General features: G+C 55.8%; 12 protein-coding genes. 4 read left to right on the plus strand and 8 right to left on the minus strand.

Features of this window, described 5'->3' with window-relative positions:
- Window positions 1-120 precede the first annotated feature (120 nt).
- Together ACETPC_RS20240 and copA are read right to left on the minus strand one after the other, a co-directional pair.
- Window positions 121-921, minus strand: coding sequence for a TraB/GumN family protein (locus ACETPC_RS20240; RefSeq protein WP_380184282.1), 801 nt, complete (start codon window positions 919-921; stop codon window positions 121-123).
- 91 nt (window positions 922-1,012) lie between these two features.
- A complete protein-coding gene (gene copA / locus ACETPC_RS20245; RefSeq protein WP_380184283.1) occupies window positions 1,013-3,511 on the minus strand; it encodes a copper-exporting P-type ATPase CopA in 2,499 nt (832 codons plus the stop codon).
- Between the two features lie 152 nt (window positions 3,512-3,663).
- On the opposite strand from copA, the gene cueR reads away from it, so the two are divergent.
- Window positions 3,664-4,074, plus strand: coding sequence for a Cu(I)-responsive transcriptional regulator (cueR, locus tag ACETPC_RS20250; RefSeq protein WP_380184284.1), 411 nt, complete (start codon window positions 3,664-3,666; stop codon window positions 4,072-4,074).
- 74 nt (window positions 4,075-4,148) lie between these two features.
- Here cueR and ACETPC_RS20255 read toward each other — a convergent pair whose 3' ends face one another.
- The 5 genes from ACETPC_RS20255 to tesA are packed head-to-tail and all read right to left on the minus strand — an operon-like array spanning window position 4,149 to window position 7,973.
- Window positions 4,149-4,640: an NfeD family protein gene (locus ACETPC_RS20255; RefSeq protein WP_380184285.1), complete on the minus strand. Its 492-nt coding sequence runs from the start codon at window positions 4,638-4,640 to the stop codon at window positions 4,149-4,151.
- Window positions 4,640-5,554 carry an SPFH domain-containing protein gene (locus tag ACETPC_RS20260; protein ID WP_380184286.1) on the minus strand — a complete coding sequence of 305 codons (915 nt, stop codon included), beginning with the start codon at window positions 5,552-5,554 and terminating at the stop codon, window positions 4,640-4,642. Before ACETPC_RS20260 ends, ACETPC_RS20255 begins: the two co-directional genes overlap by 1 nt.
- A 53-nt stretch (window positions 5,555-5,607) precedes the next feature.
- Complete coding sequence (locus ACETPC_RS20265; protein ID WP_380184287.1) at window positions 5,608-6,465, minus strand: co-chaperone YbbN; 858 nt, start codon at window positions 6,463-6,465, stop codon at window positions 5,608-5,610.
- Window positions 6,466-6,519: 54 nt separating this feature from the next.
- On the minus strand, window positions 6,520-7,317 hold the full coding sequence (locus ACETPC_RS20270) for an SDR family oxidoreductase (RefSeq protein WP_380184288.1): 798 nt from the start codon (window positions 7,315-7,317) through the stop codon (window positions 6,520-6,522).
- A gap of 29 nt (window positions 7,318-7,346) precedes the next feature.
- Window positions 7,347-7,973 (minus strand): multifunctional acyl-CoA thioesterase I/protease I/lysophospholipase L1, encoded by a 627-nt coding sequence (gene tesA / locus ACETPC_RS20275; RefSeq protein ID WP_380184289.1) that lies wholly within the window; start codon window positions 7,971-7,973, stop codon window positions 7,347-7,349.
- On the opposite strand from tesA, the gene ybbA reads away from it, so the two are divergent.
- The 3 genes from ybbA to ACETPC_RS20290 all read left to right on the plus strand — a co-directional run bounded on the left by ybbA (window position 7,944) and on the right by ACETPC_RS20290 (window position 11,921).
- Window positions 7,944-8,630 carry a putative ABC transporter ATP-binding protein YbbA gene (gene ybbA, locus ACETPC_RS20280; protein WP_380184290.1) on the plus strand — a complete coding sequence of 229 codons (687 nt, stop codon included), beginning with the start codon at window positions 7,944-7,946 and terminating at the stop codon, window positions 8,628-8,630. The two genes, tesA and ybbA, sit on opposite strands and share 30 nt — an antisense overlap.
- The gene (gene ybbP / locus ACETPC_RS20285; RefSeq protein ID WP_380184291.1) at window positions 8,627-11,044 is read left to right on the plus strand and encodes a putative ABC transporter permease subunit YbbP; all 2,418 of its coding nucleotides are present in this window, start codon (window positions 8,627-8,629) and stop codon (window positions 11,042-11,044) included. Before ybbA ends, ybbP begins: the two co-directional genes overlap by 4 nt.
- A 223-nt stretch (window positions 11,045-11,267) precedes the next feature.
- Window positions 11,268-11,921 carry an acyl-homoserine-lactone synthase gene (locus ACETPC_RS20290; RefSeq protein WP_380184292.1) on the plus strand — a complete coding sequence of 218 codons (654 nt, stop codon included), beginning with the start codon at window positions 11,268-11,270 and terminating at the stop codon, window positions 11,919-11,921.
- Here the strand turns inward: ACETPC_RS20290 and ACETPC_RS20295 are convergent.
- The gene (locus ACETPC_RS20295) at window positions 11,889-12,632 is read right to left on the minus strand and encodes an autoinducer binding domain-containing protein (RefSeq protein WP_380184293.1); all 744 of its coding nucleotides are present in this window, start codon (window positions 12,630-12,632) and stop codon (window positions 11,889-11,891) included. The two genes, ACETPC_RS20290 and ACETPC_RS20295, sit on opposite strands and share 33 nt — an antisense overlap.
- Window positions 12,633-12,724: the final 92 nt, after the last annotated feature.

A 12,724-nucleotide genomic window follows, 5' to 3' on the forward strand; every position in this document is an offset into this window, starting at 1 on the left:
AAATACTGGCGAAAACGGTAAATTCAGGCGACAATCTGTGCCCCTTCGGTATGCGCCGGGGGCGAACTAAAATCAGAAAACAGACCTTATTCACGGCCGATAGCGATATTGGCCTTTTTTTTAGCCTTTTTTCAACAGGTCGGGCAAATTGCCTTCGCCATAGAGGTGGAGCGCGCCAACGGCCACCACGTAGTCGCCCGAAGGCAGTGCCGCCAGCGTCTGCCGCCAGCGCTCGTTGCGTTGCAGCATCAGCACGTCGTTCAGCGCGCTGTTAAAGGTGCCGGGCAAAGCAGGGCGGCTGTCTACGGGCGGCCTTTCCAGCCACCAGCCAATCATTGTTTGCAGCAGGCGCGCATTGGTATGCCAGTGTTTCAGCGTATCCTGCAGCAGCGACAGGCCGTTCTCCGGCAGCGCTTTCAGCAGCGCCAGCTGCGCCTGCGGGCCTTCCAGCTCCAGGATCTTTTTCCCCTGCGTTTTCGCCTCGCGCAGCAGCTGGAAATCGATGCCGTAATTCGCTCTTAGCCCCAGCTGTTGGGCCTGCTGCGCCTGCAGCATTAGCGCAATTTGCCAGGCGGGCAGACCATCTATCACTTCCATATCCACATTAACTTCACTGCAAAGCCGCTGAAGCTGCTGAAGCTCATCCGTGCTTAACCGCTCCGCTAATGGCGGACAGAGCTCGCTTTCGTTAAAAGGCGAAGCGCCGGAAGTGATATCCGCTTCAACGATTAGCGCATCCGCCTGCGCCAGCTTTTTCTGCAGCGCGGCCGGCAGCGGCATCATGGTTTGCGTGCCCATATGAATACTGCCGACCAGATGCAGGCGACGCTCGCCGAGCGCCATATCCTGAGCCGGATAGGCATAGCGCGGCGGCGAAATTCTGCGCCATAGCGCCACTGCACGCTGCAAGAGTTTTCCCATAGATTCCGCCTTGTTAGTTTCCTTTATGCTAACGGCTTCACTGGCTGAAAAACAGAGGGCGGCCGGGCTTTCAGATAAGGCCTGAGAATAGCTATTGCTTCGACGGCCGATAGCGTAACAGGCGGTTAGCATTGCTGACCACGGTAACAGAAGAGAGCGCCATTGCCGCGCCAGCGACTACCGGACTCAGCAGCGTTCCGGTTAACGGGTAAAGCGCACCAGCCGCAACTGGAATGCCGCAGACGTTGTAGATAAACGCGCCCAGCAGATTTTGCTTCATATTGCGCAGCGTCGCTTTCGCCACTGCCAGCGCATCGGCAATCGCCTGTAAATCGTGACGCATTAGCGTGATCCCCGCTGTTTCGATCGCTACGTCGCTGCCGCTGCCGATAGCGATGCCAACGTCGGCCTGGGCCAGCGCGGGCGCGTCATTGATACCGTCGCCAATCATGGCCACTCGCGCACCCTGCCGTTGAAGTTTTTCAATCGCTTCGGCTTTGCCCTCTGGCAGAACCCCGGCAATGACTTTATCTATACCGGCTTCACGGGCGATAGCCTGCGCGGTAAGCTCGTTGTCACCCGTCAGCATTACCAGTTGATAGCCCTGTTGATGCAGCTGTTTTAGCGTGGCCGCGCTTTCTTTACGTAGCGGATCGCGTAGGGAAAACATCGCTTTCAGTTGACCATCCGCCGCCAACAGAACCGGCGTCATTCCTTTAGCTGCCTGAGAAGCGATCAGTTCGTCCATCTCTGAACCGGCTATATTTTGCTGTGCCATCAACGTGCGGTTGCCAAGCCAGAGCATCTCGCCATTAACGCGGCCGCTAACGCCCAGCCCGCCCAGCGACCGGAAGCCAGCGACTTCCGGCAGGGAAAGCCCCTCAGCGCGTTCGATAATAGCGCGGGCCAGCGGATGCTGTGAGCCTTGTTCCAGCGCGGCCGCCAGCAATAGCGCCTGCTGTTCAGTGGTATCGTCGAATAAGGTGATTTCAACGACCTGAGGTTTTCCTTCCGTCAACGTGCCGGTTTTATCGAATACCAGCATGGTAAGCGAGCTGGCCCGCTGCAATGCATCGGCATCACGTACCAGCACGCCGAATTCAGCGGCGCGGCCCATTCCGGCAGTAAGAGACATTGGCGTAGCCAGCCCCAGCGCGCACGGACAGGCGATGATCAGTACTGTGGTAGCAATCACCAGGCTATAGACTACCTGTGGAGCAGGCCCAACAAAATACCAAATCGCGGCGCTCAGCAGCGCAATAGCTACTACTGCAGGCACAAATATTGCCGAGATTCTGTCGACCAGACGGCTGATTTCCGGTTTGCTGCTTTGCGCCTGGCGCACCAGGTTCACGATGCGCGCCAGAGTAGTATTTTTGCCCACCGCGCTGGCGGAGAACAGCACGCTGCCGTCCTGCATCAGGGTGCCAGCATGTACCTTGTCGCCTTTGCTTTTTTCCTGCGGTAGCGCCTCGCCGGTCAGCATCGCCTCATCCAGCCAGGCCTCGCCCTGAATGATTTCGCCATCGACGGGCACGCGATCGCCCGGCGTCAGACGCAGCGTCATGCCCGGCACTACTTCGCTAAGCGGCACGGTTTTTTCTTCTCCCGCCGTCACGATACGAGCAACGGGCGGCGTCAAATCCAGCAGCCGCTCCAGCGCCCGCGAAGCGCGCTGGCGGGCGCGTTGTTCCAGCATATGCCCAAGATTAATCAGGCCGATAATCATGACGCTGGCTTCGTAATAGAGGTGGCGCGCCTCGGGCGGAAAAACGGCGGGCCATAGAGTGACCATGCTGGAATAGAGCCAGGCCGCCGCCGTGCCGAGCGCCACCAGCGTATCCATAGTAGCGCTAACGTTCAGTAGGCTGCGCCAGGCGCTGCGGTAAAAATGGCCGCCAGCGATAATCATTATTGCAAGGGTGATAACGCCCAGCGTCAGCCAGACAGGGCGGTTATCCGCTGTCAACACCATGTTGTCGCCAGACATGCCCCAGACCATCAGCGGCACGCCGAAAGCCAGCGCCAGCAGTGCCTGCCAGCGGAAGCGGCGCATCGCACTCTGTGCCGTTTGCTGCTGTTTCGCCCGGCGTTCGCCTTCATCTTCGATAACTTCGGCATCGTAGCCCGCTTCACGCACCGCTTCGATCAGTGTGGCGGGCGATGCCTCTCCCATAACCAGCGCGCTGCGCTCAGCAAGGTTCACGCGTGCCTGAGTAATGCCCGGAACCTGCTGCAACGCGCGTTCGACACGGCCTACGCAGCTGGCGCAGCTCATGCCCTCAATAAGAAGATGAAAATCCTGCGCCGGAAGCTGGTTAGAGGCCGCTGTCAGCGCTTCCGGCTGGAGTTCTGAGTCTGTCAGCGGTTCAGGCTTTGGGAAGGCGTCTTCCGCCAGCGTAGCCTGGTAGCCAGCCTGTTCGACAGCGGCGATGAGCGCCTGTGGATCGGCTTCTCCGGTTACGCGAGCCTGGTTGATTGAGACCTCCGCCTGTTCTACATCGGCGCGTTGTTCCAGCGTCTCTTTTACTCTTTTTACGCAGTGGCCGCAGGAGAGGCCATCCAGCGTCAATAAAGTCGTTTGTGTCATAGAATTTCCTTTTTGCGTTAGCGACAGGGATTAACACTCATCGCTAAGGTTAAACCTTCCATCAAGGGGAAGGTCAAGCTCCGGGCGGGGCGTTTTTTCTCGCGGGCGCAGAAGTGCTAAAATCAGGGGAAACCAGGCGATCGGGAAACAAGATGAACATCAGCGACGTGGCCAAAAAAACCGGGCTCACCAGCAAGGCGATTCGTTTTTACGAAGAGAAAGGGCTGCTGACTGCGCCAGCGCGCGGCGAGAATGGCTACCGCAATTATACGGCAAAGCATCTGGAGGAGCTGACGCTGCTGCGGCAGGCCCGGCAGGTGGGTTTTAATCTGGAAGAGTGCCGCGAAATGCTGTTGCTGTTTCATAACCCTCAACGTCACAGCGCCGAGGTGAAAGCCAGAACGCTGCATAAGGTTGCTGAAATCGAAGCGCATATCAGCGAGCTGAACCTGATGCGCGAGCGGCTGCTGGCGCTGGCGGCCAGCTGTCCGGGCGATGACAGCGCCGACTGCCCAATCATTAATAATCTGGCGGGCTGCTGCCACAGCGTGAAAGCACGCTAAACGGCGGCTATCGGTAAAAAGACCGATTGCCGCCAGAAAGATTAGCGGGATGGTTTTGCCGCTGGCTTCCGTTGTTAGCTGCTTTCGCTGTGCTGCTCGCTTTCTGAAGCGTTGTCGGCTTGCCGCCGGACAATACGGAGCGTAATGCCCTCTACCGCAACCACGGTAACAGGCGTGCCGGCGGGCAAATTCTCAGTGGCCTGAACGCGCCAGCTGCTGTCGCCGACGCGCACATGCCCGATGCCATCCCGCAGCGGTTCATCCAGCAGCAGCGCCGAACCTATTAGCTGGCTGCCACGCTGGTTCAACGAGGAAGAGGGCCGACGACGATCTCTCTGCTTCAGCCAGCGATACCACCACAGCGCGGAAAGCACGGTCAGCACCGCGAAGCAGATCCCCTGCCATTCCCAGGGCAGCGGCGCCAGCCAGACCAGCAGCCCCACCAGCACGGCGGCTATGCCGCTCCACAGCAGGTAACCGCTGGCACCCAGCATTTCGGCAGCAAGCAGCAGCCCGCCCAGAGACAGCCATAGCCAGGCAGGATGTGACAAGAATTCACCTGCCATCAGGCCCCCCGATCTTGTTTGCTTTCCTTCAGCAGTTCCGAAATACCGGCGATAGAACCCAGCAGGCTTGAAGCCTCCAGCGGCATCATGATCATTTTACTGCTCTCAGAGGTGCCGATTTGCTGTAGCGCGTCCGTGTATTTCTGCGCGACAAAATAGTTGATGGCCTGGATATCACCGGCGGCGATCGCCTCCGACACCATTTTGGTCGCTTGCGCCTCCGCTTCCGCGCTACGTTCCCGCGCTTCCGCCTGTAAAAATGCCGACTGGCGTTCCCCTTCGGCTTTCAGAATTTGCGCCTGCTTTTCTCCTTCCGCGCGCAGGATCGCTGCCTGGCGAACGCCTTCTGCTTCCAGAATATCGGCACGCTTGGTTCGTTCCGCCTTCATCTGCGCGTTCATTGAGGCAGTCAGCTCTGCTGGCGGCCGCACGTCGCGGATCTCAATGCGGGTTATCTTAACGCCCCACGGATTGGTTGCTTCATCGACAATACGCAGCAGCCGCGTATTGATGTTATCGCGCTGCGACAGCATCTCGTCGAGCTCCATTGAGCCCAGCACGGTGCGCATATTGGTCATGGTCAGGTTGACAATAGCCAGCTCAAGATTGCTGACCTCGTAGGCGGCGCGGGCGGGATCTATTACCTGGATAAAGCAGACGGCATCGATGGTCACGCTGGCGTTATCTTTAGAGATAATCTCTTGAGAAGGGATATCCAGCACCTGTTCCATCATGTTGATCTTGCGACCAACGCGATCCATAAAAGGGATCAGCAGATTAAGACCGGGCTGCAGCGTTTTGGTGTAGCGGCCGAAACGCTCTACCGTCCACTGGAAGCCCTGCGGCACAATTTTGATGCCTGACCAGACTACAACCAGCGCAACGACAATAAGAACGGGAATCACTGTTAACATATAACCTCCGGGTTGTTGAATTACGGGCTGAATCATTCAGCCCGAGCGCTCTGTTAATAAAGCAAAGAATAAAGCTGACGGCGATACTTTGAGGCCAGCGCGTCGCCTGTGCCCAGCGCGGCCAGGATTTCCTGCAGGATTTTACGCGCCTGGCCCTCTGCTGCGCCTAAATCTTTTTTCAGATGGTCGAACAACAGCGCCAGCGCCTCTTCGTTGCGGCCAACCTGATGCAGCTGAATAGCGAGTTTGGTCGCCAGCTCTGCGTTATCCGGATCGGCGGCAATCTGCTGCTGCAGCTGCTGGATCTCCGGCGAGTCGGCCGCCTGCTTCAGCAGGTCGATCTGGGCGATCAGGCCCTGATAACGGGTATCTTTATCCTGTAGCGGCACCACGTCCAGCACCGCCTGCGCTTCATCGCTGCGGTTCAGGCTGATTAAGGCTTCGGCCAGTAAAAAGCCGATTTCGCTGCTTTGCTTGCTTAGCTGCCAGGCCTCTTTCAGCAGCGGCAGCGCCTCCAGCGTTTTGCCTTCCTGCATTAGCTGCATGGCCTGCTGCGCTTTTAACTCTTCTTCTTTCGGCAGCACTTTATGCAGTAATGCGCGCACTGCTTCTTCTGGCTGCGGGCCCTGGAAGCCGTCTACCGGCTGGCCGTTCTGGAAGAGATAAACGGTAGGGATAGAGCGCAGCCCAAACTGCTGCGCGACCGCAGGCTCGGCATCGCAATCCAGCTCGGCAAGGATAAACTGGCCGGCATACTCCTGCGCCAGACGCTCCAGCACCGGCGTCAGCTCCTGGCAGTGCGCGCTGCGCGCTGACCAGAAATAAAACAGCACCGGCACCTGCATGGATTGCTCAAGCGTCTGATGAAGGTTGCTTTCGTTAATAGTAACAATGGCAGCTTGTGGTGACATGAATTCGTCTCTTTCTACTGGGTTTCTTACTCTATTGGGGCAGATGCCCTGGCTTCAAGGTTTTGTTGACGCGGGCGCCGTTTTACCGCGCAAAATGCGATCCAGCATCCGGCCCGGTAGCAAACGGCGTAACAGGCTAAGCGCATGAGCGACCAACGTCACAGGATAGCGCAGACGGGGCCGCGGACTCTCCAGCGCGTGGCGCAGTTTCGGCAAAATCGCCTCCGGCGGCAGCGTAAAGCGGGCGGCGATACCGGGATTTTTAACCGGCTTATCCCGCTCGGCCTGATTGACATTACTGGTGAAGCGGGTAGCAATCGGGCCTGGCTCAATCAGGCTAACCTGAACGCCGCTGCCGTGTAGCTCCATACGCAGCGCGTCCGTCCAGGCTTCCAGCGCATATTTGCTTGCCGCGTAGGCGCCACGGCCAGGCGTGGAAATTAATCCCATTACCGAGCTGGTATTAACGATCCGCGCGTCGCCAGAGGCGCGCAAAGCCGGAAGCAGCAGCATCGTCAGCTGATGCGTGCCGAAGAAATTAGTGGCGAACTGCTGTTCCATCTGCTGGCGGCTGATAGCGGTGAGCGGGCCATAGACGCCGAAGCCGCCGTTATTGAACAGGGCATAAAGCCGGTTATCGCTCAGCTTCAGGATTTCTTCGGCAGCGCGAATCACGCTTTCGCTGCTGTCCAGATCCATTTCAATACCGGTAAAACCCAGCTCATGCATGCGCTGCACGTCCTCCGGCTTGCGGCAGGCGGCCAGCACGCGATAGCCGCGCCGCAGCAAATCGTTGGCGGCAACCAGACCGATTCCGCTGGAACAGCCGGTAATGACTACTGTTTTTTGCATAACTTTACCTGTAAAACCTCTGTAACGGCCTATTGCTCATGGTTAACTAGCGGAGCCAGCGCTTTTTCCATCAAATCGGCGATAAAGGGCTGAGCGTCAGGATTGGGATGGATGCCGTCCTGCTGCATCCACTGCGGCTTCAGGTAAACCTGCTCCATAAAAAAGGGCAGCAGCGGCACGGAAAATTCTTTCGCCAGCTTTGGATAAACCTCGCTAAAGGCCTCGGTATAGCGGCGGCCATAGTTGGCGGGCAGGCGAATTTGCATCAGCAGCGGCTGCGCATTGGCCTTTTTTACCTGCAAAATAATCTGCCGCAGCTGCTGTTCAAGCTGCGCTGGCGGGAAACCGCGCAAACCATCGTTGCCGCCCAGTTCAATCAGCACCCAGCGAGGCTGATGCTGTTTTAACAAGGCGGGCAGGCGGGCCAGCCCCTGCGCCGCCGTATCGCCACTTATGCTACCGTTAATGATAACGGGAGATTGCTGCCATTTATTATTAAGCAACGCCGGCCACGCGGCGCTGGCGGACATGCGGTAGCCTGCGCTCAGGCTGTCGCCCAGTACCAGCAGCTTGTCCGCTGCCGTCACGCGCAGCGTCGTCAGGGCCAACAATAACAGGATAAGGTAATGCCAGCGGAAAACATTCTTGAAGTTCATCGTCTTAGTAAGTCCGTCGGTCAGGGTGAGCATCAGCTTTCCATCCTTACCGGAGTTGAGCTGGTTGTCAAACCGGCGGAGACCATCGCGCTGGTTGGCGAGTCCGGCTCCGGCAAGTCGACGCTGCTGGGGATCCTGGCAGGCCTGGACGATGGCGGCGCAGGCGAGGTGTTTTTACTGGGAAGGCCGCTGCATCAGATGGATGAGGAGCAGCGGGCGGCGCTGCGGGCTGAAAGCGTTGGTTTCGTCTTCCAGTCTTTTATGCTGGTGCCAACGCTAAATGCGCTGGAAAACGTGCAGCTTCCGGCGCTGCTGCGCGGCGAGAGCGATGCACAAAGCCGTGAACAGGCCAAAAATCTGCTGACCCAGCTGGGGCTGGCGGGCCGTCTGGATCATCTGCCTTCGCAGCTTTCCGGCGGCGAACAGCAACGCGTGGCGTTGGCAAGGGCTTTTAGCGGCCGACCGGCGCTGCTGTTTGCTGATGAACCAACCGGCAATCTGGATCGTCATACCGGCGAACGCATCGCCGATCTGCTGTTTTCGCTGAACCGGGATTTCGCTACCACTCTGATTCTGGTAACCCATGACGAGCAGTTGGCTGCCCGTTGCGACCGGCGATTGAGGATGCGCGACGGCAAACTTCAGGAGGAAGCATGATCTGGCGCTGGTTTTGGCGAGAGTGGAAATCGCCTTCGCTGCTGATTGTCTGGCTGGCGCTAACGCTGGCGGTGGCCTGCGTACTGGCGCTGGGGTCACTGAGCGACAGAATGGAAAAAGGGCTGACGCAGCAGAGCCGCGACTTTATGGCAGGCGATCGCACGCTGCAAAGCTCGCGTGAGGTTCCCGAATCCTGGCTCGACGAGGCCCGGCGCGAGGGCTTGCAGGTTGGTCGTCAGCTGACGTTTATGACCATGACTTTTGCTGGCGAGACGCCACAGCTGGCTGCTGTAAAAGCAGTGGACGATCGTTATCCTATGTTCGGCGATCTGACCACGGAACCAGCCGATTTACGGCCTGAAGCGGGCAAAGTGCTGGCCGCGCCGCGCCTGCTGGCATTATTGAATTTAAAGGCGGGCGGCGAACTGGATGTCGGTGATGCGACTCTGCACGTAGCGGGTACGGTAATTCAGGAGCCGGACGCTGGTTTTAACCCTTTCCAGACCGCGCCGCGCCTGCTGATGAACCTGGCCGATGTGACCAAAACCGGCGCGGTGCAGCCGGGCAGCCGCCTGACGTGGCGCTATAAATTCGCCGGTACGCCTTCACAGCTGGCGAACTACGATCGTTTTATCGCGGCGAATCTCAAACCCGAACAGCGCTGGATAAGCGTGGAAAACTCAGAGGATGCGCTCGGCAAATCAATGCAGCGCGCCCAGCAGTTTTTACTGCTTTCAGCACTGCTGACGTTAATGCTGGCGATTGCCGCCGTAGTGGTGGCGATGAACCATTACTGCCGCAGCAGATACGATCTGGTAGCCGTGCTAAAAACTCTGGGCGCAGGCCGGGCAGCCTTACGTAAGCTTATCATCGGGCAATGGCTTGCCGTGCTGCTGCTGGCGGCGCTGTGCGGCAGTCTTGTCGGCAAGGGGTTTGAAGCGCTGCTGCTCCATATGCTCAGAGCAGTATTGCCCGGCGAATTGCCTGCGGCCAGTTTCTGGCCCTGGCTATGGGCGATTGGCTCGCTGTTTGCCATTTCTTTGCTGGTAGGATTACGGCCTTATCGTTTGCTGCTGGCCACTCAGCCGCTGCGCGTGCTGCGGCGCGATGCGATAGCCGCCGTCTGGCCGCTAAAGTTTTATCTGCCGGTGATGGCGGTGACGATTATAGCCTTGCTGGCGCTGCTGGTCGGCAGCAGCAAACTGCTTTGGGCATTAATTATCGGCATCCTTCTTTTGACGCTGCTGTTGGGCGCTTTAGGCTGGGGCGGGCTACTGCTGTTGCGGCGCCTGCGCGTGCGGAATCTTGCTTTCCGTCTGGCTGTGAACCGGCTGCTGCGCCAGCCTTCCGCCACTTTTAGCCAGCTGGCCGCTTTCTCACTCTCTTTTATGCTGCTCGCTTTACTATTGGTGATGCGCGGCGATCTGCTCGACCGCTGGCAACAGCAGCTTCCGCCGGACAGTCCCAACTATTTTTTGCTTAACCTGACTCAGGAGCAGGTTCCACAGGTCAGGGATTTCCTGAAGCAGCATCGCATTGAGCCGCAAACCTTTTACCCAATAGTTCGGGCGCGCCTGACGGATATCAACCAAAAGCCCGCCGATCCCACGCTGGATAATGCGCTGAATCGTGAACTGAACCTGACCTGGCTGGCGCAGCTACCCGATCATAATCCGCTGACCGCCGGGCGCTGGCCGCCGAAAGAGGGCGAGGTATCAATAGAAGAGGCGCTGGCAGAGAGGCTGGGCGTTGGGTTGGGCGATACGCTAACCTTTACCGGCGATACGCAAACATTCACGGCGAAAATTAGCAGCCTGCGTAAGGTAGACTGGGAAAGCCTTAAGCCCAATTTCTTTTTTATTTTCCCTCCCGACGCGCTGAACGGGCAGCCGCAAACCTGGCTGACCAGCTTCCGGCTGGAAAACGATAACGCGCTGCTGGCGCAGCTGAATCGTGCTTTTCCTACGCTTAGCCTGCTGGATATCGGTAGCATCCTGCGCCAGATAGGGCAGGTGTTGGCACAGGTCAGCCAGGCGCTGGAAATTATGGTGGTGTTGGTGACCGCCTGCGGCATCCTGCTGCTGCTGGCACAGATTCAGGTGGGTATGCGCCTGCGCAGGCAGGAGCTGGTGGTCTATCGTACGCTGGGCGCTGGCAAAGCGCTGCTGCGCCGCACCCTGTGGTGTGAATTTGCGTTACTGGGCTGCGTCTCAGGCATTGCTGCAACCATAGGCGCAGAGGCGGCGCTGTGGGGATTACAGCGCAAAATATTTGATTTTCCCTGGCAGCCCGATTACCTGCTGTGGTTAATCTTACCGTTAACAGGAACTTGTATACTTTCCGTTTGCGGCGGCTGGCTGGGTATCAGGCTTCTCAAAGGAAAGGCGTTGTTCAGAAGCTATAATGCAGCTTAGAATAAAGGCCGGTTGATACCGGCCTTAAATTATTGAAACGAGTAAAAACTCCTGTCGTTTCAGGTTCTTTAGTAACCTGAAAGCCAGTATACACCGATCTTAATCATTATTTTTCTGCTCAAGGATGGGCTAATCCTATTCACTTGTTGCAGCAGCTCAAATTTTCCCCGCGGGTAAAATTGGGCAGTTGTAGCCTGAACAGTAGAGCAGGGTAATAAATTAAATGTTGGACCTGTTAGATATAAAATATTGTTATCTTTCGGAGATAAAGGCGAATGAGCTATTTAGCTTGCGAAAAAGAGTGTTTAAAGACAGGCTTAACTGGATGGTTAACAGCCATAATGAAATGGAATTTGACGAGTACGACAACCAACATACGACCTATATTTTTGGGGTTCACAAAGATGTCTGTGTATGCAGCCTGCGTTTTATCGAAACCCAACATCCCAATATGATTACCGGCACTTTTCACACCTGGTTTAAAAACTATAGGCTCCCGGAGGGAAACTATGTAGAAGCCAGCCGTCTTTTTATCGATAAGGAAAGGATGACGACGTTAAAGCTTCGCCATGAACCTGTCAGCGCGCTGCTCTTCTTATCAATGATCAACTATGCCAGACATTATCATTATGACGGCATATACGCTATTGTCAGTCACCCTATGTACCTAATTTTTAAACGTTCCGGCTGGAGGATTAACGTGGAGGCACAGAGCTTTTCCGAGAAAAAAGAGAAAATATTTTTAATCTTTATGCCGGTAGATGACAGGAATCAGCGTATTTTAATCGATCTTATCCACGCGAAAGCGCCTGAACTAAACCTGTCGCTGGACAGTTGGCCAATCTTATTCCCCATCAGCCGAAACCGGCCTGATTAGCTGTAACTCTATACTTAACCTGATGGCGTGTTTCATATTGGTAACGCCCAGTTTTTTTACTGCATTGCCAATATGATATTTAACCGTGGTAAGCTTTATGCCAAGGATGAGCGCGATCTCCTGATAAGATTTGCCCACGCTGGCCCAGTAAATAATTTCGTTCTCGCGTTTTGAAAAAATTTCCCGCGAGTTCATCTCATCAAAATCCGCTTTCTTCGCCTGCTCCTGATACAGCGAGGTTAGCTTCTCATGCGTATTAATAAACAGCATTTGAATCGCACTTTGATTGCTACGAATCACTTCTTCAAAATTATTGTCGCAGTGGTGATCAAGCATTATTGAGAGAACGACAAGATTATTAAGATGGTCGTGAAGAACGAAGGTGTAGCCATTTATAATGTTATGGTTCCGAGCCATATCAAATAGTTTTGGGACCTTTACGCCTTTGCTGAGCATAATGTTTTCGTCCCACGAAAACGGTGAAACTCTGTACAGAGCGGTAATTAAAACAGGATCGATAAACTGAAAATTGTTTTCGATATAAACTTTAAACCATTCCTGGCGGTTAGAAATGATAGAGAAATCTGCCGGATTGCGCTTACTCATAATCGCATAGGCATATTTTACATCGCTGAACTGCGACAGCTTCTTCTCAAGGTAATCTTTTATCGAGGAGTTGATAACCTGATTACTAAAAAATGATTTAGCCACGTTATTATCTCCTTGAGCAAGTAAGGCTGCCAGCTTTAACAATCAACTTTATCATATCTTTAAAACTAAACCTAATTCCGCTTTTAAAATAA

The sequence above is a fragment of the Pantoea sp. sgz302252 genome (assembly GCF_042610525.1).
Lineage (GTDB): Bacteria > Pseudomonadota > Gammaproteobacteria > Enterobacterales > Enterobacteriaceae > Erwinia.

Excerpts from the sequence above, each read along its gene's own strand:
- ACETPC_RS20240 (WP_380184282.1), bottom strand. The coding sequence starts at position 921 with ATGGGAAAACTCTTGCAGCGTGCAGTGGCGCTATGGCGCAGAATTTCG.
- ybbA (WP_380184290.1), top strand. The coding sequence starts at position 7,944 with ATGCCAGCGGAAAACATTCTTGAAGTTCATCGTCTTAGTAAGTCCGTC.
- ACETPC_RS20270 (WP_380184288.1), bottom strand. The coding sequence starts at position 7,317 with ATGCAAAAAACAGTAGTCATTACCGGCTGTTCCAGCGGAATCGGTCTG.
- ybbP (WP_380184291.1), top strand. The coding sequence starts at position 8,627 with ATGATCTGGCGCTGGTTTTGGCGAGAGTGGAAATCGCCTTCGCTGCTG.
- ACETPC_RS20290 (WP_380184292.1), top strand. The coding sequence starts at position 11,268 with ATGTTGGACCTGTTAGATATAAAATATTGTTATCTTTCGGAGATAAAG.
- ACETPC_RS20260 (WP_380184286.1), bottom strand. The coding sequence starts at position 5,554 with ATGTTAACAGTGATTCCCGTTCTTATTGTCGTTGCGCTGGTTGTAGTC.
- copA (WP_380184283.1), bottom strand. The coding sequence starts at position 3,511 with ATGACACAAACGACTTTATTGACGCTGGATGGCCTCTCCTGCGGCCAC.
- tesA (WP_380184289.1), bottom strand. The coding sequence starts at position 7,973 with ATGAACTTCAAGAATGTTTTCCGCTGGCATTACCTTATCCTGTTATTG.
- ACETPC_RS20265 (WP_380184287.1), bottom strand. The coding sequence starts at position 6,465 with ATGTCACCACAAGCTGCCATTGTTACTATTAACGAAAGCAACCTTCAT.
- ACETPC_RS20255 (WP_380184285.1), bottom strand. The coding sequence starts at position 4,640 with ATGGCAGGTGAATTCTTGTCACATCCTGCCTGGCTATGGCTGTCTCTG.
- cueR (WP_380184284.1), top strand. The coding sequence starts at position 3,664 with ATGAACATCAGCGACGTGGCCAAAAAAACCGGGCTCACCAGCAAGGCG.